The organism is Amycolatopsis cihanbeyliensis (assembly GCF_006715045.1).
Classification (GTDB): domain Bacteria; phylum Actinomycetota; class Actinomycetes; order Mycobacteriales; family Pseudonocardiaceae; genus Amycolatopsis; species Amycolatopsis cihanbeyliensis.
The window spans coordinates 1,021,965-1,042,780 of sequence record NZ_VFML01000002.1; the positions used below are offsets into that span (position 1 = coordinate 1,021,965).

At 70.8% G+C, this 20,816-nt stretch carries 14 protein-coding genes; 8 read left to right on the forward strand and 6 right to left on the reverse strand.

Annotated elements, in window-relative coordinates; genetic code table 11:
* The first annotated feature begins 103 nt into the window (after window positions 1-103).
* Window positions 104-814: a TIGR04222 domain-containing membrane protein gene (locus FB471_RS33290; protein WP_142003776.1), complete on the forward strand. Its 711-nt coding sequence runs from the start codon at window positions 104-106 to the stop codon at window positions 812-814.
* A 21-nt stretch (window positions 815-835) separates the two neighbouring features.
* Here the strand turns inward: FB471_RS33290 and FB471_RS33295 are convergent, their stop codons facing one another.
* Both FB471_RS33295 and FB471_RS33300 read right to left on the reverse strand, forming a co-directional pair.
* Window positions 836-1,054: a ferredoxin gene (locus tag FB471_RS33295; protein WP_142003777.1), complete on the reverse strand. Its 219-nt coding sequence runs from the start codon at window positions 1,052-1,054 to the stop codon at window positions 836-838.
* Between the two features lie 3 nt (window positions 1,055-1,057).
* Complete coding sequence (locus tag FB471_RS33300) at window positions 1,058-2,245, reverse strand: cytochrome P450 (RefSeq protein WP_142003778.1); 1,188 nt, start codon at window positions 2,243-2,245, stop codon at window positions 1,058-1,060.
* Between the two features lie 141 nt (window positions 2,246-2,386).
* On the opposite strand from FB471_RS33300, the gene FB471_RS33305 reads away from it, so the two are divergent.
* Entirely contained in the window at window positions 2,387-2,998 is a 612-nt protein-coding gene (locus FB471_RS33305; RefSeq protein WP_142003985.1) for a TetR/AcrR family transcriptional regulator, read from the forward strand.
* Between the two features lie 9 nt (window positions 2,999-3,007).
* Complete coding sequence (locus FB471_RS33310; RefSeq protein ID WP_142003779.1) at window positions 3,008-3,964, forward strand: phosphotransferase family protein; 957 nt, start codon at window positions 3,008-3,010, stop codon at window positions 3,962-3,964.
* Here the strand turns inward: FB471_RS33310 and FB471_RS33315 are convergent.
* Both FB471_RS33315 and FB471_RS33320 read right to left on the reverse strand, forming a co-directional pair.
* Window positions 3,957-5,969 carry a beta-propeller domain-containing protein gene (locus tag FB471_RS33315; RefSeq protein ID WP_142003780.1) on the reverse strand — a complete coding sequence of 671 codons (2,013 nt, stop codon included), beginning with the start codon at window positions 5,967-5,969 and terminating at the stop codon, window positions 3,957-3,959. The two genes, FB471_RS33310 and FB471_RS33315, sit on opposite strands and share 8 nt — an antisense overlap.
* A 90-nt stretch (window positions 5,970-6,059) precedes the next feature.
* A complete protein-coding gene (locus FB471_RS33320; RefSeq protein ID WP_246076846.1) occupies window positions 6,060-8,915 on the reverse strand; it encodes an FAD-binding and (Fe-S)-binding domain-containing protein in 2,856 nt (951 codons plus the stop codon).
* Window positions 8,916-9,109: 194 nt separating this feature from the next.
* On the opposite strand from FB471_RS33320, the gene FB471_RS33325 reads away from it, so the two are divergent.
* The 3 genes from FB471_RS33325 to FB471_RS33335 all read left to right on the forward strand — a co-directional run bounded on the left by FB471_RS33325 (window position 9,110) and on the right by FB471_RS33335 (window position 10,749).
* On the forward strand, window positions 9,110-9,904 hold the full coding sequence (locus FB471_RS33325; RefSeq protein WP_142003781.1) for a 2-keto-4-pentenoate hydratase: 795 nt from the start codon (window positions 9,110-9,112) through the stop codon (window positions 9,902-9,904).
* Window positions 9,905-9,962: 58 nt separating this feature from the next.
* A complete protein-coding gene (locus FB471_RS33330) occupies window positions 9,963-10,316 on the forward strand; it encodes a hypothetical protein (protein ID WP_142003782.1) in 354 nt (117 codons plus the stop codon).
* 163 nt (window positions 10,317-10,479) lie between these two features.
* Window positions 10,480-10,749, forward strand: coding sequence for a hypothetical protein (locus FB471_RS33335; protein WP_142003783.1), 270 nt, complete (start codon window positions 10,480-10,482; stop codon window positions 10,747-10,749).
* A 75-nt stretch (window positions 10,750-10,824) separates the two neighbouring features.
* On the opposite strand, the gene FB471_RS33340 is transcribed toward FB471_RS33335, so the two are convergent.
* Window positions 10,825-12,018, reverse strand: coding sequence for an acyl-CoA dehydrogenase family protein (locus FB471_RS33340; protein ID WP_142003784.1), 1,194 nt, complete (start codon window positions 12,016-12,018; stop codon window positions 10,825-10,827).
* A 498-nt stretch (window positions 12,019-12,516) separates the two neighbouring features.
* On the opposite strand from FB471_RS33340, the gene gltB reads away from it, so the two are divergent.
* Window positions 12,517-17,076: a glutamate synthase large subunit gene (gene gltB / locus FB471_RS33345; RefSeq protein ID WP_142003785.1), complete on the forward strand. Its 4,560-nt coding sequence runs from the start codon at window positions 12,517-12,519 to the stop codon at window positions 17,074-17,076.
* 258 nt (window positions 17,077-17,334) lie between these two features.
* A complete protein-coding gene (locus FB471_RS33350) occupies window positions 17,335-18,786 on the forward strand; it encodes a glutamate synthase subunit beta (protein ID WP_142003786.1) in 1,452 nt (483 codons plus the stop codon).
* A gap of 31 nt (window positions 18,787-18,817) precedes the next feature.
* On the opposite strand, the gene FB471_RS33355 is transcribed toward FB471_RS33350, so the two are convergent.
* Window positions 18,818-20,809, reverse strand: a complete 1,992-nt coding sequence (locus FB471_RS33355) for an elongation factor G (RefSeq protein ID WP_142003787.1) — start codon at window positions 20,807-20,809, stop codon at window positions 18,818-18,820.
* Window positions 20,810-20,816 lie beyond the last annotated feature (7 nt).

Here is a 20,816-nt window from a genome sequence, read left to right on the forward strand (position 1 = left end):
TACCGGCAGCGGATGAACCGCGTCCACCTCGACCGCTTCCACTTCACCGATGCCGGTGGCAACCTGCTGAGTATGGACACCGAACTCGAGTCGTGACGGCCCGATGGCGATGACGGGTGCCGCGGCCGTATGGATCGTACTGGGACTGTTGTTGCTGGCGGCACTGCTGCGGGGGCTCCCGTTGAGCACTGCCACCAGGAGCGAGCTGTCGCCGAGCGAGGTCGGCTTTCTCCGGGGCGGAGCCAAGCATGCCGTGCGGGCCGCACTGGCGTCCTTGGACGCGAAGGAGCTGATCGAGCCCCATCCCCGGGGCGGGATCCGTCGGACACAGCACTCGTCGACACCCATAGAGGAGCCGTTCGAACAGGCCGTTTACACCGCGGTGTACGGCAGGATCGGTCCGCGCGGGTTACGTCGCAGCAACCGGGTACGTCGGGCGCTGACCGTGCTCGAACGCCGGCTGGTGGCAGCCGGTCTGGTACCGGCCAGATGGCGCTGGACAGCCAGCCGGATCGCACTGGCGGCGGTCCCGGTGGTCGCGGTGCTGGGCTGGCTCGTCGGCGATGCCCGCGCGTGGTCGTTGCTCCTCCTCGCACTAGCGGCGCTGATGGCGGCGTTGGTGTGGTGGCTTCCTCGTCGCACGATAGTCGGCAGCCAGGCCCTCTCGGCATGGAATCGGGACCACCGTGGGGGACCACTGCCCGCCAGATATCAGGACCCCCAGCACGAGACCCCCGGCGGCGGTACCGGCGGCGGTACCGGCGCCGGGGGTACCGGCGGTGATACCGGTGCCGGCGACTCATCGAACGACTAGCGCCGCGGGCCCGCGGGCGGCCTAATCCCGCGGGCCGATCCGCCTGCCGTCGCCGTCCCGGACGGTGATCGCCGTCCCCGGGCAGGAGTCGGCGGCGTCCAGGGCCAACTCGTCCGGCTGGAACTCGGGGTCCGCCGGTCGAGCGTGCTCATCGTTGAGCACGAACAGTTCCGGTGCCAGCGCGGCACACATTCCGGACGCCACGCAGCTCTGTGCGTCGACCTCGGCTCGCCAACTCATCGTTCACCACCGGACCGGCATGGTTCGCGGCCCGCGGACCAGCATTTCCGTTTTCCAGACCACATCACCGGCCGGTTCCAGTCCGGGCATCCGCTCCAGCAGTGCGCGCAACGCCTCCTGCAGCTCCAGCCGGGCCAGGGACGCACCGAGGCAGTGGTGCACGCCGTGGCCGAACCCGAGGTGCTGGTTGCTCTGCCGATCGAACCGCAACGCGTCCGGCGAGCCGAAGCGCAGGCCGTCCCGGTTCGCGGCACCCGCGGCGACCAGCACCGGCTCCCCCGCGCGCACCAGTACCCCACCGACCTCGACGTCCTCGGTGGCATAGCGGGCGAACGCCGCGCCCGCCCCGAGTGGCACGTAGCGGAGCAGTTCCTCCACCGCGGCCGGGATCAACTCCGGTTCCGCGCGCAGCCTGGCCAGTTCCTCCGGGTGGTCCAGCAACACGTGCACGAAGTTCGGAATCTGGGTAGCCGTGGTCTCGTGCCCGGCGACCAGGATGCCGACACACAGATCGATCAGCTCCAGCTCGGACAACCGGTCGCGGACATCGCGTGCCTCGATCAGCGCGGTCATCAGATCGTCGGCCGGCTCGGCCCTGCGCCTGGCGATGTGCCCGGAGATGTACTCGCGCAGTTGCTCCTGGTTCGCCTCGAACTCCGCGGTGGTCATCCGGCTGGTCGACAGCACGCCGTCGCTCCACACCCGGAACAGCGGGCGGTCCTGCGACGGCACGCCGAGCAGTTCGCAGATCACCTCGACCGGCAGCGGCAGCGCGAAACCCTCGACCAGGTCCGCCGGCGGTCCCCCGGCGATCATCTCGTCGAGCAGGCCGGTGGCCAGTTCCCGGACCCACGGCCGCAGTTGCTCGACCCGCCGGGTGGTGAAGGCCTTGGCCACCAGGGTGCGCAGCCGGGTGTGGTCGGGCGGGTCCATCGCCAGGATCCCGTTCGTGCGCTGCCCCGAGGTCGGCCGCGGCTCGTCGTGCTCGGCCGCGGCCGCCCTGGAGAACCGCCGGTCGCCGAGCACCAGCCTGGCATCGGCGTACCGGGTGGCCAGCCAGGCGGGCTCGCCGAACGGTAGCCGCACCTTGATCATGCCCTCGCGCTCGCGCGCGGCGGCGTAGGCCGGGTCCAGTTCGAGGCCCTCGGCATCGTTGAACGGATAGGCAACAACCTCGTCGGCAGTACTCATCGCCAGTCCCCCGGTTCCACTCGCACAGTTGTAAGCAGCTGCTTACAACGCTAGAACCGGAACACCGTGCGCGTCAACGCCGTCACTCACGGCATTCGGGTGACGCCGACGGCTACGGTGTCCGCTGTGGAAGACGAACCGGTGACCGGAGAGCGGCGGGCCCGGCGCCGGGACGCGGCGGCCACCAGGCGAGCGCTGCTCGAGGCCGCGGCCGCCCTGTTCGCCGAACGCGGGTTCGACCGCACCACAGTGCGCGCGATCGCCAGCCGGGCGGAGGTGAACCAGGCACTGCTGTTTCGCTATTTCGGCTCCAAGGACGCCTTGTTCGAGGAGGTGATGGCCGCGCGGATCAGGCAGACGCTCGCCGGAACACCGCCGGAACGCCTGCTGGAGACCAGCCTGCGCGACATACTGGACCAGAACTCGGCGGGGCGACGCGACCGCACGCTGGAGACACTGCTGCGCTCCACCGGCAACGACAACGCCGCCGCGGCCATCCGCAGGGAACTCGGCGAGGAGTACGTGCGTGCCCTGGCCGGCCTCACCGACCAGGAGGACGCCACCCTGCGCGCGGACCTCGCCCTCGCCTGGGTGCTCGGCATCGGGCTGCTGCGCGGTGTGGCCGGTACCGAGCCGCTGAGCAGCGCCGACCCGGACACCGTGTGCGCCCTGGTGCTGGACGCGCTGCGCAGCCTGCTGGAACGTAGCTCCCCCACGGAAAGTCCGGCGACGCCGCGCCGAGCGTCGCCGTAGTGTCCGGTCATGGAGAGCTTCCCGCCCGCGGACACCGAAGAGCAGTACGAAGCCCTCACCGAGGGACGGTTGCGCGTGCCCGTGGAACGGCTCTGTCGCGAGCTCGGCCTGTACGCGAGTCCGGTGCGCTTCGCGGACGGTTCGCTCCCGGTGTACGCCGTCGGCGACCGGCACGTGCTCAAGCTCTACCCACCGGCTTTCGCCGGGGAGGCGAAGGTGGAGAGCACCGCATTGCGTGCGGTGCAAGGCAAGCTGCCGATCCCCACCCCCGCGCCGGAACGGGTCGGCGAGGCCGACGGGTGGGAGTATCTGCTCATGCGGCGGCTCACCGGGGTGAGCCTGGCGAATGTCTGGCCGCGGCTGTCTGTTGTGGACAAGCAGGAACTCGCGCCGCGGTTGGGTGAGACGCTGGCCGCGCTGCACCGGGTTACCGATCCCGCGCTGGCCGACCTGGAGCCGCGGGACTGGCCGGGCTTCATCGCGGCACAGCGGGCCAGCGCCGTGGACCGGCAGCGCGCGGCCGGACTCCGCGAGGAATGGCTGGAGCAGATCCCCTGCTTCCTGGACAGTGTGGACGATGCGGAGCTCGGCAAGCCGGAACCGGTGTTGCTGCACACCGAGTTCATGCGCGAGCACCTGCTGATGACCGAGGGCGGCACGGGCTGGACGGTGTCCGGGCTGTTCGACTTCGAGCCCGCGATGGTCGGCGCTCCCGAGTACGAACTCGTCGCCGTCGGGCTGTTCGTCTCCTGCGGGGATGCCGATTTCCTGCGCGCGTTGCTGCTCGGCTACGGCTACTCCGCCGACCGGCTCGGCGAGCGATTGTCCCGGCGGCTGCTGGCCTACACCCTGTTGCACCGGTACGCGAACCTGCCGTGGTTCCTCAGCCGGTTGCCCGCGCCGCCCGAGCCGACCCTGGACGCGCTGGCCACCACCTGGTTCGGTACCGGTAGCGGGGTCAGCTGAACGGGATCCACGCCACCCGGTTGGTGCCGCCGTCGCCGACCTCGGAAACCAGTGCACCGGCGCTGGACACCGTCCACAGCCGGTCGCCGATCACCATGGCCCTGCGGACGACCCCGTCCCCGGCGGAGCCGGATTCCGCGGGCTGCCGCACGGTCCCGACCTCGGTCATGCCCCGCTCACCCAGCCTGAGCACCAGCGCACCACCACCGTGCTCCCAGTCCGGCCCGGTCGGCGGGCTGGTGTACGGCAGCACGATCAGTCCGCTCGGCGGCCAGTACAGGAACGCGTGCGGGTCCGACTCGACCTCGGAACGCGCGCCCGCCACATGCTGCTGGGCGATCCGGCTCGGTGCCGCCGGGTCGCCGACGTCGAACAGCGAGACCTGCAACCCGCTGGTGCGCCCCTGCCGGTTCGCTTCCTGGCCGACCCCGATCAGCCTCCCCGCACCCGCGTCGTGCAGGTACGCCGAGTAGCCGGTGATCTTCAGCTCGCCCACGACCCGTGGCGCGGCCGGGTCGGCAAGATCCACCGTGTACAGCGGGTCGGTCTCCCTGAAGGTCACCACATAGCCGACCGGACCGACGAAGCGCACGGCGTAGATCCGCTCCCCCTTGCCGAGTCCGCCGACCCTGCCCACCTGGGCGAGCTCGGAATCCTTCCTGGCCAGCACGGTCACCGCGCTCACGGAGTTCGGTACCTCGTCGGGACCGCGCGGCACGCCCGCGGCCCCGGTGGTGGTCGCCACCCGCAGGTGGCCCTCGTACTCCGAGAGCGAGTACTGGTTCAGCAGGGTCCCCTCAACCGTGCCGGAGGCCACGTGCCGCGGTGGTCCCGGCCGGCCGATGTCGAACTGGTGTATCTCGGTCCGCCGGGCCTCGGGCTCCCACTCGGGCATCGGCATCCGCCCGCCCGGCATCGGAACGGCGGTGGGATACCCGTCGTCGGCGACGTACAGGCTGGACTCCGTGCCGTACACGGTGTCCCCTTCGGCCACAATGGACACCGGGTCACCGGTCCCGAGCCGGCCGGACAGCTCGACGGTGAGCACGGTGAGCATGGCCGTCCCGCTGTAGGTGTCCGGATGGCTCACCCGCGCGCAGTCCACCAGGTTGCCCTCCTGCCGGGTTCCGTTCCCGGTCAGCTCGTAGCGGGGCAGCCAGTCCTCGATCGAGGATCGTTCCAGGATCTCCCTGTTCTCCCGAAGCGCGCTCTCCCGGGAGCCTGCCTCGTGCGGGTGAGTGAAGGGCAGCCGGGGCGCCGAGCGGACCACGATCCTGGCGCGCCCTTCGATCGCCCGCGCGTCCACGTACTCGCCGTCCAGCTCCAGGGTGCCGACCACCTCCGCCGGGCCTGCCAGATCCACCAGCACCAGCCTCGACCGCAGCCCGCCCGGCTCGGGCGCGAAGCCGGGATCGACCGGCGCGGCGGCGACCCCGCCGGCGGCCAGCACCAGCGCGCGGTCGCCGTGCAGCAGCAGTTCGGTCGCCGGGCCACCGGGAAGGTCCACCTCGGCGGTGACGGCGGTGGATCCGACGTCGACCACCCGCAGGGTCCCGTCCACCACGCTGACCACCCGGTTACCGTCGGTCTGCACCAGATCGGGTTCCTCGACCCCACGCTCGTGGTTGTTGGTACCCGAATGCTGCCGCTTCTTTCCCGCGCTCCCCGCGTCCTCGCCCGCCGCGGGAGCCGCGTTCGGCACGGCCGCCCTGCCGTCGACTCCCTCGGCGAACCCGGAGTCGGCAGCCACCCCGTAGGGCTGGTCCCCCGGCAGGCCGTACGGCCCGACGAAGGGCCGCATGGACTCGCGTAGCTCCGCCAGCGCCGCCTCGCAGGAGTCGAAGGACACCAGCCGCGGCGTGCCGGTGGCCGCCGTGCCGGTCTCTCGCTGGTTCCACGGCTTCTCGCTGGTCAGCGTGTCGGTCACGACCAGGCCCGCGGCGAGCACGACGACGAGCGCGACGGCAAGGCCGGCCGGGCGTGGCGGGGTGGGGAGTCGCTTCATGCCCCTACGGACGGACGTGGCGCCCCGCCGCGTTGCATCACCGGCCCGGAAAGCCGGGATCCCACTCGGGCGCGCGCGCCCGCTTCGGGGTCATCGGCGCCGCAGTCCATCCTGGAGCACCTCGGCGAGGTGTACCGCGGTCCGGTCCGACTCCTGCGCGATCTGGGTGCGGCAGCTGAACCCGTCCGAGATCACCAGGGTCTCCGCCGGTGTCTCCCGCAGCGCGGGCAGCAACCTGTCCTCCGCGCAGGCCAGCGACACCTCGTAGTGCCCACGCTCGAAGCCGAAGTTCCCCGCCAGCCCGCAACACCCGGTGTCCAGTGTGGAGCTCCGGATGCCGGCTTCCGCCATCACCCGCTCCTCGGCGGTGAACCCGAGGACCGCGTGCTGGTGGCAGTGCACCTGGCTGACCGCGTCCAGGTCGAGGCCGCGCCACGGCGGGTCGGCCTCGGCCAGCAGCTCGGCCAGCGTGTGCGTCCGCTCGGCCAGCAGGGTCGCGGTGCCGTCGCCGGGTAGCAGATGGCCGAGATCGCCGCGGAACAGCGCGGTGCAGCTCGGCTCCAGGCCGGCGACCCGGTAGCCGGCGTCCAGATAGGGCCGCAGCACCTCGACGGTGCGGCGTAGCACCCTGCGCGCGACGCCGAGTTGCCCGGTGGACACCCAGGTGAGGCCGCAGCAGACACCGCGCTCCGGCAGTACGACCTGGTACCCGGCCGCGCCGAGCACCTCCGCGGCCGCCTCCAGCACCCTGGGGGTGAAGTAGTTGTTGAACGAGTCCGGCCACAGCAACACCGGCCGCGGTGCCGCGGGGTCGGGACCGCGACACAGGTCCCGGCGGGCGCGGGTGAACGGGGTACGCGCGAACGCGGGCAGTTGCCGCTGCGGCGCGATGCCGCCGAGCCGCTTCAGCAGCGCGGCGGCCCGCGGGCGGGCGGTGACCGCACCGGCCAGCCGCGGGCTCAGCGCGGCGGCGCGCAGCCAGAGCGGCAGCCAGCCCATGGAGTAGTGCGCGGCCGGCCGCAGCCTGCGCCGGTAATGCTGGTGGTAGAACTCGGCCTTGTAGGTCGCCATGTCGACATCGACCGGGCAGTCGGAAAGGCAGCCCTTGCAGGAAAGGCACAGGTCCAGCGCCTCGTGCACCTCCTTCGACCGCCAACCATCGGTGATCAGCTCGCCATTGATCATCTCGGCGAGCAGGTGCGCCCTGCCCCTGGTGGAGTGCTGCTCCTCGCGGGTGGCCCGGTAACTCGGGCACATCACCCCGCCGCCGCTGGTGTTACGGCACTTGCCGACGCCGACGCAGCGTCGCATCGCCTCGCCGAAGCTGCCGTGGTCCTCCGGGTAACCCAGGAAGGTGCGCCGCTCGAGCTCCGGCGAGGCCGTGCGCACCCGCAGGTTCGCGTCCACCGCCCGGGGCTCGACCAGCACACCGGGATTCATCCGGCCGTCCGGGTCGAAGATCGCCTTGAACCGTTCGAACAGCTCCAGCGCCCGCGCGCTGTACATCCGGGGCAACAGCTCGGATCGGGCCTGCCCGTCGCCGTGCTCGCCGGAGAGCGACCCACCGTGCGCGGCGACCAGATCGGCCGCCTCCTCGACGAAGGAACGGAACCCGGCGATCCCCGACTCGGACAGCAGGTCGAAGTCCAGCCGCAGGTGCAGGCAGCCCTCGCCGTAGTGGCCGTAGACCACGCTGCTGCGCCCGTGCCTGCGCATCAGCCGCTTGAACTCGCGCAGGTAGCCGCCGAGTCGTTCGGGCGGGACCGCCGCGTCCTCCCAGCCGGGCCACGCCTCGGACCCGTCCGCACGCCGGGTGGCCAGCCCTGCGCCCTCCTCCCTGATCCGCCAGAGCCTGCGCTGCGCCGCGGGATCGGTGAGCACCAGGTGCCCGGTGATCGCCTCGCCCAGTTCGGCGGCCAGCCGGTGTGCCCGCTGCTCGGCCTCGCCCGGCTCGTCCCCGCCGAACTCCACGAACAGCCAGGCCCCGCCCGCGGGCAGGTCCTCGGTCCGCGCGGCGGCGAGCAGGCCGACCAGCTCGGCGTCCACCCCCTCCACGGTGAGCGGCGCGGCGGGCAGGATCGCGGGCACGGCATCGGCCGCCGCCACGTCCTCGGTGAACCCGAGGACGGCGAGCACCCGGTGCCGGGGCAACTCGGTGAGCTCCAACTCGGCACCGAGCACGGTCACGCAGGTGCCCTCGCTGCCCACCAGCGCCTTCGCCAGGTCGAAGCCGTTCTCCGGCAGCAGGTGCTCGAGCCCGTATCCGGAAACCCGGCGCGGCCAGGTGGACAGCTCGGTGCGCAGCAGGGCGAGGTTGCCCCGCACGAGATCGCGCAGCTCACGGTAGACCCGGCCCTCGGTGCCCGGCAGGGCCGTTCTGGCGTCCAGCTCGGGTGGCGAGGTGCGGCCGACGGTCATCCGGGTGCCGTCGTAGAGCAACACGTCCAGTTCCCGCACCGTGTCCGCGGTGCGCCCCCAGGCGACCGAGTGCGAGCCGCAGGCGTTGTTGCCGATCATGCCGCCGATCGTGCACCGGCTGTGCGTCGACGGATCCGGACCGTAGCGCAGGCCGTGTGGTGCCGCGGCCGCCTGCAGATCGTCCAGCACGGTGCCGGGCGCGACCCGCGCGGTCCGGGACTCGGGGTCCAGCTCGCGCACCCCGGCGAAGTACCGCGAGGTGTCCACCACCAGGCCGGGGCCGCAGGCGTTGCCCGCGATACTGGTGCCACCGCCGCGGGCCACGATCGGCACGTCCAGCTCGCGGCAGGTCGCGACGGCGGCCCGCACGTCCTCGGCGTCTCTTGGCAGCAGCACGCCCAGCGGGGGATGCCGGTAGTTGGAGGCATCCGTGGTGTACAGCGCCAGGCTGGCCGGGTCGACCGCGATCTCCCCGGCTACCTGGCCGGCAAGGTGCCGCCGCAGGGTGTCTCGCACGTCGTGTCGCACACCCCCATTCAAGAGGATCGCGCGCCGATCCGCCGTATGCGTGTGACAACGCGCTCGAGAACCGCTGGGACGTGTGGTGGTGAGTGGAGGAACGTTTCAGACAAGCACCGGCAGGATGTCGCTGCCCGCGCGGATGTACCGGTGAGCGGCACGGCCCCTTGCACGTGCACCCCGCTCCGGTGAGGGTGCACGGTATGGAGCCCACTGCCGTGCGCGAGGCGGCCGAGAAGCTGCTGACCGCCTACGACACCGGCGCCCCGATCGAGCCGGTGATCACCGAGTATCCGGACGCGACGATCGCCGACGCCTACCGCATCCAGCAGGAGCAGGTACGGACCTGGACGCGGGAAGGGGACGTGGTGAACGGCCACAAGGTCGGCCTCTCCTCCCCCGCGATGCAACGGCAGATGGGCGTGGACCAGCCGGACTACGGGCACCTGCTGGCCGGGATGTTCCACCTGGAGCACCAGCCGATCCGCACCGCGGGCTTCCTGCAGCCGCGGATCGAACCGGAGATCGCGTTCGTGCTCGGCCGCCCGCTGGCCGGGCCGGGGGTCACGGTGGCCGACGCCGTGCGCGCGGTCGATTTCGTGCTGCCCGCCTTGGAGATCGTCGACTCCAGGATCCGGGACTGGAAGATCTCCATCGTGGACACCATCGCGGACAACGCCTCCTCCGGGGGCGTCGTACTCGGCAGCAGGCCGACCCCGCTGACCGCGGTCGATCTCCGGCTCGCCGGGTGCACCCTGCACTCCGGGGGTGAGCTGGTGGCGACCGGCGCGGGCGGGGCGGTACTCGGCTCCCCGGTGAACGCGCTGGTGTGGCTGGCGAACACGGTCGGGCCGCTCGGTGTCGAGCTGGAACCCGGTCATGTCGTGCTGCCAGGGTCGATGACCCGCGCCGTCCCGGTACGGCCCGGGGACGCGGTGGTCGCCGCGATCGCGGGCCTCGGCAGCGTGACCGCGGTGTTCGAGGAGGACGGCCGGTGAGCGGCGGCGCGCCGGAGCGCGGGCTGGCGCTGCCGGGCAGACCCCGCTGACCCGAGACATGGTGCTCACCGAGGGCGAGCCACTGGCCCGCGCCGGACTGACCGAACCGGAGGTCGCGGCGCATCTGGCCTTCGTACCGCACCGGGAGCTGCACGGGCACGGCGTCAGCGCGGCGACGGCGTTACTCGCCGTGCGGGCCGTGTACGGGGCACTGGTCGTCACCGAGCGGGGCACGCCGATCCGGTACCTGACCGGCGGCAGCGGACTCGCACCGGGCTCGGTGGACCTCGCGCTGGAGGGTTGCCTGCTCGAGCTGGACGGCCGGGTGGTGGACACCGCCACCGCACCACACCCGCTCCGCTGGGTCGCGCCGGCAGGGTGGCCGCCCATTTCGGCACGCTCGGAACGGTGACATTGTCGGTCCGGTGAGTCACTTCTTGTCACGTCTTACTCATTTTCCGCGAGATCTTGCACAAACTCGGTAAATCAGCACCGGATTGTCGGTGTGATGAGGTTCAATAGTGGGCGACACAACATCCGGTGAAGGGCCGGGACTTTCTGAGGGGGAGGCAGATATGCCTCAGGACGACGAACTGAACCATCGCGAGCGCGCGACCCTGCGAGCAGTGGCCGGGGGTCGCGCGGAGATCAGCCGCAGCTGCGAGCCGGACCTGTTCATCGACGGACTCGCCTGCTGTGACCAGGCCACGGCGCACAAGCTGGCCCGGCTCGGGCTGCTCGCCCCCGCCCGCGAGGGCAGCCATGGTGAGCTGGTGCCCGCGGTGCTGACACCCACCGGTCGCGCGGCACTGGGGGCAGCGGGCGTACCGCAACTGGCGGCCTGAAACCCGCGCCTGACCCGTGGCATCCGACCGTGCCGCGGGTCGCCGCGCATTCTCCGGTGGGGATCGCCGGGGTACTCAGCGAAACGCCGGGATTCCGGTCACTGCCTGGCCGAGCGAGAGCGCGTGCATCTCCTCGGTGCCCTCGTAGGTGAGCACCGTTTCCAGATTGGCCAGGTGCCGCATCACCGGGTACTCCAGGGAGATCCCGTTCGCGCCGAGCAGGGTGCGAGCCGTGCGGGCCACCTCGATCGCGCCGCGCACGTTGGCCAGCTTGCCGAAGCTGACCTGGTTGTGGTGCAGCCGACCGATGTCCTTGAGCCGTCCGAGGTGCAGTGCGACCAGTCCCGCCCGGTTCACCTCGACCACCAGGTCGGCCAGCTTGCGCTGGGTGAGCTGGAACCCGGCGAGCGGCTTGCCGAACTGTTCCCTGGACAGGGTGTACTCCAGCGCCGAGGTGTAGCAGGCACGCGCCGCGCCGACCACGCCGAACAGGATTCCGTAGCGCGCCTCGTTCAGGCAGCTCAGTGGCCCGCGCAGGCCCCGCACCTCGGGGAAGGCCGCCTCGGCGGGCAGCCGGACCCCTTCCAGCACCAGCTCGGCGGTCAGCGAGGCGCGCAGGGACAGCTTGTGCCCGACCTCGTTCGCGGTGAATCCGGGCGTGTCCGTGGGCACCACGAACCCGCGCACGCCGTCCTCGGTCTGCGCCCACACCACGGCCACATCGGCGACGGTGCCGTTGGTGATCCACATCTTGGTGCCGTCCAGCACCCAGTCCGGGCCGTCCCGGCGCGCCCTGGTGCGCATCGCACCCGGATCACTGCCCGCGTCCGGCTCGGTCAGCCCGAAACAGCCGAGAGCCTCACCGGCCGCCATCCGGGGCAACCACTCCCGGCGCTGCTCCTCGCTGCCCCAGCGGTGAATCGCGTACATCGCGAGCGAGCCCTGCACCGACACGAAACTGCGCAACCCGGAGTCCACCGCCTCCAGCTCCCGGCAGGCGATGCCATAGGCCACCGCCGAGGTGCCGGCGCAGCCGTAGCCCTCCAGGTGCATGCCGAGCAGCCCGAGCTTGCCGAACTCCGCGGCCAGCTCCCGGGCGGGCAGCGTGCCGGACTCGTACCACTCGGCGACCCGCGGTTCGAGCTCCGAACGGCCGAAATCCCGGACGGCGTCCCGGATGTCCTGCTCGTCGGCGCCCAGCGAGGCGTCGATACCGAGGAAGTCACCGGGATCGGGCGCGGAGGACGCCGATGCTGCGCTGTTACCCATTCCAGCACCATAGCTGCCCGGCGCGGCCCCGACCATACCGACCGTTTGTGCAGGTCAGCGGCATTCTGCAAGGTAGTTACCCAACGTGGAACGAGCAACTACCCCGGAGTCAACTGGCACGTGTTATTTCCCACGCGGTGGCCCTGACCTATCCCGATAACGACGATTTCACACTACTGTCATAAGACCGGCGAACCCGGGAGCAAGCGGCGTGCCCGAACGACCCCCGCACCCACGTGGGTCTCTCGCGGGGACGCATCGCAGTACGGCGCTGCCTCCAGCGCCTCGCACAGTGCCGTGCGCAAGAAGAGCCGTGCGCAAGAGTGCCGCGCGCAACCGCACGATGAGGTGCGGCTATCCGGCGATGTCCAGGGGCTCGTTCCTGGGCTTATCTCCTCCCGACTGACCATCGCAGCACCGGGCTGGACCGTTACCGGGGTGTTATTGCCCCGCCCGGATCCGGCCCCGGGGTGCCAACGCATAGGAGGGCGGCCAGCCGTGACCCGCCACGCAGAGAGTCGTACCCAGCCTCCGGCCGGAGGACTGTACGACGAGCAGTACGAGCACGACGCTTGCGGCGTTGCCTTCGTCGCCGACCTGGCAGGCCGGCGCGACCACGGGATCGTGCGCAAGGCACTGACCGCCCTGCGCAACCTGGAACACCGCGGCGCCCGCGGCGCCGAGCCGGAGACCGGTGACGGCGCGGGCATCCTGATCCAGATCCCGGACGCCTTCTTCCGCGAGGTCGTGGACTTCGAACTGCCCGAGGCGGGCACCTACGCGGCGGGTATCGCCTTCCTCCCTGTGGACGAGGCGGACCGGGACAAGGCGATGAGCACCATCGAGCGGATCGCGGCCGAGGAGGACCTGCGCATCCTGGGCTGGCGCGAGCTGCCGGTGGACACCGAGCACGTCGGCCCCACGGCGGCGAGCACGATGCCGCACTTCGCTCAGCTGTTCCTGGCCCCGCGCCGCGAGGAGGCTCCCGGCGCGGAGGCCGACCCGGAGCTGGCGCTGGAGCGTGCCGCGTTCGTCGTGCGCAAGCGCGCCGAGCACGCGCTGGAGGCCGCCGAGGTCTACTTCCCGAGCCTCTCCTCGCGCACCATCGTCTACAAAGGAATGCTCACCGAGCCCCAGGTGCCGCGGTTCTTCCCCGACCTGACCGACGAGCGAGTGACCAGCGCCATCGGCCTGGTGCACTCCCGCTTCTCCACCAACACCTTTCCTTCCTGGCCGCTGGCGCACCCGTACCGCTACGTGGCGCACAACGGGGAGATCAACACGCTGCGCGGCAACCGGAACTGGATGGACGCGCGCGAGTCGATGCTGTCCACCGACCTGATCCAGGGTGACCTCGAGCGGATCTACCCGATCATCACCCGCGGCGCGAGCGACTCCGCCTCCTTCGACGAGGTGCTGGAGATGCTGCATCTCGGCGGCAGGCCGCTGCCGCACGCGGTGTTGATGATGATCCCGGAAGCCTGGGAGAACCACGCCGAGATGGACTCGCGGCGCCGGGCCTTCTACGAGTTCCACTCCACGCTGATGGAACCGTGGGACGGCCCCGCACTGGTGTCCTTCACCGACGGCACGCAGATCGGTGCGGTACTGGACCGCAACGGCCTGCGCCCGGCGCGCTACTGGGTCACCGAGGACGGGCTGGTCGTGCTGGCCAGTGAGGTCGGCGTGCTGGAGCTGGACCCGGCGAGCGTGGTGCAGAAGGGCAGGCTGGAGCCCGGCCGGATGTTTCTGGTGGACACCGCGCAGGGGCGGATCGTCGACGACGAGGAGATCAAGGGCGAACTGGCCGCCGAGCACCCGTATGGCGAATGGGTGGATGCCGGGCTACTGCACCTGGAGGAGCTGCCCGAACGCGAGCGAGAGGTACCGACACACGCCTCACTGGTCCGTCGCCAGCAGGCCTTCGGCTACACCGAGGAGGAGCTGGACGTCCTGCTCGAGCCGATGGCCCGTGGCGGGGCGGAGCCGATCGGCTCGATGGGCAACGACTCACCGCTGGCCCCGCTTTCCAGCCGGTCGCGACAGCTGTTCGACTACTTCACCCAGCTCTTCGCCCAGGTCACCAACCCGCCGTTGGACGCGATCCGGGAGGAGTTGGTGACCGCGCTGGGCGCCCAACTCGGCTCGGAACCGAACCTGCTGGAAGCCGGTCCGCACTCCTGCCGCCGGATCGTGCTGCCGTTCCCGGTGCTGGACAACGACGAGCTGGCCAAGCTGGTGCACATCAACGACGACGGTGACCTGCCGGAGTTCCAGGCGGTCACCGTGCTCGGCCGGTACGAGGTGGCCGGCGGCGGCGAGGCGCTGCTGCGCAGGCTGGACGAGATCCGCGCCGAGGTCTCCGAGGCGATCGAGGACGGCGCCCGGCTGATCGTGCTGTCCGACCGCGGGGTGGACGAGAAGTACGCGCCGATCCCCTCGCTGCTGCTCACCGGCGCGGTGCATCACCACCTGGTGCGCGAGAAGACCCGTACCCAGGTCGGCCTGGTGGTGGAGGCGGGCGATGCCCGCGAGGTGCATCACATCGCGCTGCTGGTGGGCTACGGCGTGGCCGCGGTGAACCCGTACATGGCGATGGCCACGGTGGAGGAGATGGCCGAACGTGGCCTGATTGCCGGGGCGGACGCCAGGCAGGCCACCCGTAACCTGATCAAGGCGCTCGGCAAGGGCGTGCGCAAGACGATGTCCAAGATGGGCGTCTCCACGGTGGCCTCCTACACCGGCGCGCAGATCTTCGAGGCGATCGGGCTGAACGAGGAGGTCATCGAGACCTGCTTCACCGGGACCACCTCCCGGATCGGCGGGGTCGGCTTCGACACCCTGGCGCTGGAGGTGCAGCAACGGCACGCCAAGGCGTACCCGGTGCACGGCGGCAGGCCCAGCCACCGCGAGCTGGAGACCGGCGGCGACTACCAGTGGCGGCGCGAGGGCGAGCCGCATGTGTTCAACCCGCACACCGTGTTCAAGCTGCAGCACTCCACCCGCGCCGGCAAGTACGAGATCTTCAAGGAGTACACCCAGGCCGTCGACGAGCAGTCCGAGCGGTTGTTGACACTGCGCGGGTTGTTCGGCCTCAAGGAGGGGGTGCGGCCGCCGGTGCCGATCGAGGAGGTCGAACCGATCTCCGAGGTCGTGAAGCGGTTCGCCACCGGCGCGATCTCCTACGGCTCGATCTCCGAGGAGATGCATCAGACCCTGGCGATCGCGATGAACCGGCTCGGCGGCAAGTCGAACACCGGCGAGGGCGGCGAGGACCCGGACCGGCTCTACGACCCGGAACGCCGGTCCGCGGTGAAACAGGTCGCGAGTGGACGGTTCGGGGTGACCAGCGAGTACCTGGTGAACGCCGACGACATCCAGATCAAGATGGCGCAGGGCGCCAAGCCCGGTGAGGGCGGCCAGCTGCCCGGCGGGAAGGTGTACCCGTGGATCGCCAAGACGCGGTACTCCACGCCGGGCGTCGGGCTGATCTCTCCCCCACCGCACCACGACATCTACTCCATCGAGGACCTCGCCCAGCTGATCCACGACCTGAAGAACGCCAACCCGGCGGCGCGGATCCATGTGAAGCTGGTTTCCGAGGTCGGGGTCGGCACGGTCGCCGCCGGCGTGTCCAAGGCGCACGCCGACGTGGTGCTGATCTCCGGGCACGACGGTGGCACCGGTGCCTCGCCACTGTCCTCGATCAAGCACGCGGGCGGGCCGTGGGAGCTCGGCCTCGCCGAGACCCAGCAGACCCTGCTGACGAACCGGCTGCGGGACCGGATCGTGGTGCAGACCGACGGCCAGCTGAAGACCGGAAGGGACGTGCTGATCGCCGCGCTGCTCGGGGCGGAGGAGTTCGGCTTCGCCACCGCGCCGCTGGTGGTCTCCGGCTGCATCATGATGCGGGTCTGTCACCTGGACACCTGCCCGGTCGGGGTGGCGACGCAGAATCCCACCCTGCGCGCGAAGTTCAACGGCAAGGCGGACTACGTGGTGAACTTCTTCGAGTTCATCGCGCAGGAGGTGCGGGAGTACCTCGCCGCGCTGGGCTTCCGGTCCATCGAGGAGGCCGTGGGGCACGCGGAGTTGCTGGACACCCGCAAGGCGGTGGAGCACTGGAAGGCATCCGGCCTCGACCTCTCGCCGATCTTCCACGTGCCGGAGCTGCCGCCGCGGGCGGCACGGCACCAGGTGGTCGCGCAGGACCACGGCCTGGACAAGGCGCTGGACAACACGCTGATCCAGCTGGCCGAGGGCGCGCTCGCCTCCGGGGACAAGGTGCGGCTGGAACTGCCGGTACGCAACGTGAACCGCACGGTGGGCACGATGCTCGGCTCGGAGCTGACCAAGCACTGGGGCGGCGAGGGCCTTCCGGACGACACCATCGACGTGACCTTCACCGGTACCGCGGGGCAGTCCTTCGGCGCGTTCGTGCCGAAGGGGATCACCCTGCGGCTGTTCGGTGACGGCAACGACTACGTCGCCAAGGGCCTTTCCGGTGGGCGGGTCGTCGTGCGCCCGCCGCGGGAGGCACAGTTCGCGGCTGAGGAGCACATCATCGCGGGTAACGTGATCGGCTACGGCGCGACCGGCGGGGAGATCTTCCTGCGCGGCAAGGTCGGTGAGCGGTTCTGCGTGCGCAACTCGGGCGCGCTCGCGGTGGTCGAGGGCGTGGGCGACCACGGTTGCGAGTACATGACCGGCGGCCAGGTGGTGGTGCTGGGATCGGTCGGCCGCAACTTCGCGGCCGGGATGTCCGGCGGCGTGGCCTACGTGCTCGACCTGCCCGCGCACCGGGTGAACCAGGAGATGGTGGACCTGGACCCGCTGGACGACGAGGACGGCGAACTGTTGCGGGACGCCGTGGAGCGGCACCACGCGGAGACCGGATCGGCGGTGGCGCACGCGTTGCTCACCGACTGGGACCTTGCGCTACCCCGGTTCGGCAAGGTCATGCCCAAGGACTACAAGCGTGTCCTGCGAGCGCAGGCCGCGGCCGAGCGCGAGGGCAGGGACGTGAACGAGGCGATCATGGAGGCCGCACATGGCTGACACGCGAGCGGCGGCACCCAAGACGACCACTGAGCGCGCCCCGGCCGAAGGCCCCGCCATCGGGACGCCAGGGCGCCCTACGCCAACACGCAAGACAAGCGCGGAAGTAGCGCCCTGTCGGCACGATCGCGGTCGCGCGCAGACCGCCGAGAACACGGAGGCCGCACATGGCTGACACGCGAGCGGCGGCACCCAAGACGACCACTGAGCGCGCTGGCCACCGTGTCGCGCGGACCGCCGAGAACACGGAGGCCGCACATGGCTGACCCCAAGGGTTTTCTCACCACGAAGCGGGAGACACCGAAGTCGCGGCCGGTGGACCTGCGGCTGATGGACTGGCGGGAGGTCTACGAGGACTTCGCCACCTCCCGGCTGGAGAAGCAGGCAGGCCGCTGCATGGACTGCGGCATCCCGTTCTGCCACGAGGGTTGCCCGCTCGGGAACCTGATCCCGGAGTGGAACACGCTGGTGTGGCGGGATGACTGGCAGGACGCGATCGAGCGGCTGCACGCCACGAACAACTTCCCCGAGTTCACCGGGACGCTGTGCCCGGCGCCGTGCGAGACGGCGTGCGTGCTCGGCATCAACGACGACCCGGTGACCATCAAACGGGTGGAGATCTCCATCATCGACCGGGCCTGGGAGGAGGGCTGGGTTCAGCCGCAGCTCCCGGAGACCAGGACCGGCAGGAAGGTCGCGGTCGTCGGTTCGGGCCCCTCCGGGTTGGCCGCGGCGCAGCAGCTCACCCGCGCCGGGCACGATGTGGTCGTGTTCGAGCGGGCCGACGCCATCGGCGGCCTGCTGCGCTACGGGATCCCCGAGTTCAAGATGGAGAAGTTCCGGCTGGACCGCAGGCTGGAGCAGATGCGCGCGGAGGGCACCGAGTTCCGCGCCGGGGTGAACGTGGGCGTTGACATCACCGCCGAGCAACTGCGTAGCGAGTACGACGCCGTGGTGCTCGCGGGCGGTGCCACGGCCTGGCGGGACCTGCCGATCACCGGCCGGGAGGCCGAGGGCGTGTACCAGGCCATGGAGTACCTGCCGCCAGCCAACCGGGTCGCCAGCGGCGCGCGGGAGAGCACGCCGATCGACGCGAAGGGCAAGCATGTCGTGGTGATCGGCGGCGGGGACACCGGCGCGGACTGCGTCGGCACCGCGCACCGGCAGGGCGCCGCCTCGGTGACTCAGCTGGAGATCATGCCGCGCCCGCCGCAGTCGCGCGCGGAGACCCAGCCGTGGCCCACCTACCCGATGATCTACCGGGTGTCCTCGGCACACGAGGAGGGCGGCGAGCGGATCTACTCGGTGAACACCCAGGAGTTCCTCGCCGACGACGAGGGCAGGCTGCGCGCGCTGCGCCTGGTCGAGGTACGCAACGAGGACGGCAAGTTCGTCCCGGTGGAGGGCACCGAGCAGGAGATCCCCGCGCAGCTGACGCTGCTGGCCATGGGCTTCGTCGGCCCGGAGAAGGCCGGGCTGCTCGAGGATCTCGGGGTCGAGCTGGACCAGCGCGGGAACGTGGCAAGGAACTCCTCCTTCCAAACCAGTGTGGACAATGTGTTCGTGGCCGGGGACATGGGCCGCGGGCAGTCACTGATCGTGTGGGCGATCGCCGAGGGCCGGTCCGCGGCGGCCGGGGTGGACGCCTACCTGACCGGGCGGGACTTCCTGCCCACCCCGATCGCGCCGACCGACCGGCCGATCTCCTGACCGGGTCGTGGGTGCCGCAGCGTGGCGGCACTCACGACCGGACCCTCCGCCGCGCGTTCAGCAGATACTCCTTGCGGTTGAGCGGGTTGTGGTCGGTCCGCGGCCGGGACGGCGCCGGGCCACGGACCGGCTCGTGGCGGTGGTAGGCACATTCGAGCACCCCCTCGCCCCTGGTCAGCCCGGGTAGCCGCTGGTGCAGCTCGTGCACCCGCGCGGCCGGGATCTCGCCCTCCAGCAGGCAGGCGGCTCCGTGTGCCCTGGTTTCCCGCGGTACCGCGTCCAGCTGTGCCAGTACCGGGGCCAATGTGCCGAGGGTGTCCTCCGGCAGCTCGATCCGGAAGTGGTGCAACGGCTCGTACACCCTGGTTCCGGCCCGGCACAGGGCGTCCATCAGCACCAGCGGAGTCAGGTTGCGGAAGTCCCCCGCGGTGCTCGACATGCTCTTGTCGAAGGTGCCGTGCGAGCGGCTCTGCCGCGCGAGGTAACCGGAACGCGTCATGGTCACCACGCAGTCGGTGACCTCCCAGCCGTGGATCCCCTGGCTCAATGTCTCCCGCACGGTCTCCTCCACCGCCGTGCGGAAGGCGGACGGCAGCGAGCCCGGCTCGACCTCCAGCCGGAAGTCCACCCCGGTACCGGGCGGTGCGGGGTCGACCCGCAGCCCCACGGTCGCCAGGAAGGGGTTCTCCCCCTCGTGCAGGATCTCGGCCGCCGCCCCGGTTCCGGCCGGGCGTTCGAGGCAGATCGTGGTCGTCTCGCGGAAGGTGACCGCGACTCCGAACTCCTCGGTCAGGGTGGCGCCGATGACTTCTTTCTGCACTTCCCCGTAGAGCGAGACCGCGATCTCCTTGCGGAGGTCGTCCTGCCGCAGGTTGATCAGCGGGTCCTGCTCGGCGAGCTGGGTGAGCGCAAGGTGCAGCGCGCCGCGCTGCTCCTGGTGGCGGGGAACGACCACCGTTTCCAGGGTCGGCGGGGCGAAGTGCTGCCGCGTCAGGTCCTTTCCGGACACACCGATCGGGTCGCCGATCCGGACACCGCCGAGACCGTGCAGCAGGCCGATCCGCCCCGCGGACACCGCGGTGCGGCGGGTCGTGCCACCACGGTCGAAGACCTCGATCGCGGTGACCTTCCCCTCGCTGCCGTCCCGCAGGCGCAGCCGGTCCCGCACCCGCACCGTGCCGGAGAACATCCGGACGTAGGCGACCCGCTCCCCCGCCGGACCGCGCTCCACCTTGAAGACACCTCCCGCGGCCGGGCCGTCGACCTCACCACTCCCGGCGGGCAGCAATCCGGTGATACCCGTGATGAGCTCCGGAATCCCGGCCCCGGTCATCGCCGAGCCGAAGTACACCGGATACACCACCGCTTGCCCGGTCTGCCCGGACAGCTCGGTGCGGAGCCGGTCGTAGGGCACGGCACGGCGCTGGCCGAGGTAGGCCGCAAGGATGTCGTCGTCGCGCTCGGCGAGCACCTCGGTCAGTCTCCCCGGGAACCCGGGTGTGGTCGCGCCGTACGGCACAAAGCCGCATCCCCGCGTCCCCTGGCCGTGTGTGCGGCCCATGGAGATCGCGGTCGAGCTCAGTTTCGCCGCGATATCCCGACACACCCGCTCGGTGTCCGCGCCGCGGCGGTCGATCTTGTTCACGAAGAGGAGGGTGGGGATGCCCAGCCGTCGCAGGGTCCGCATCAGCACCCGGGTCTGGGCCTGCACGCCCTCCACGGCGGACAGCACCAGCACGGCGCCGTCCAGCACGGTCAGCACCCGCTCCACCTCGGCGATGAAGTCCGGATGTCCTGGCGTGTCGATCAGGTTGATCGTGACGTCGTCCACGACGAACGAGACCACGGCGGATTTGATCGTGATGCCGCGGGCCCGTTCCAGTGCCAGCGAGTCGGTTCGGGTACTGCCCTCGTCGACGCTGCCGACCTCGTCGATGACCCCGGCCGCGTGCAGCAGCCGTTCGGTCAGACTGGTCTTACCGGCGTCCACATGGGCCAGAATCCCGAGGTTCAACGTATTCAAGAAGCGT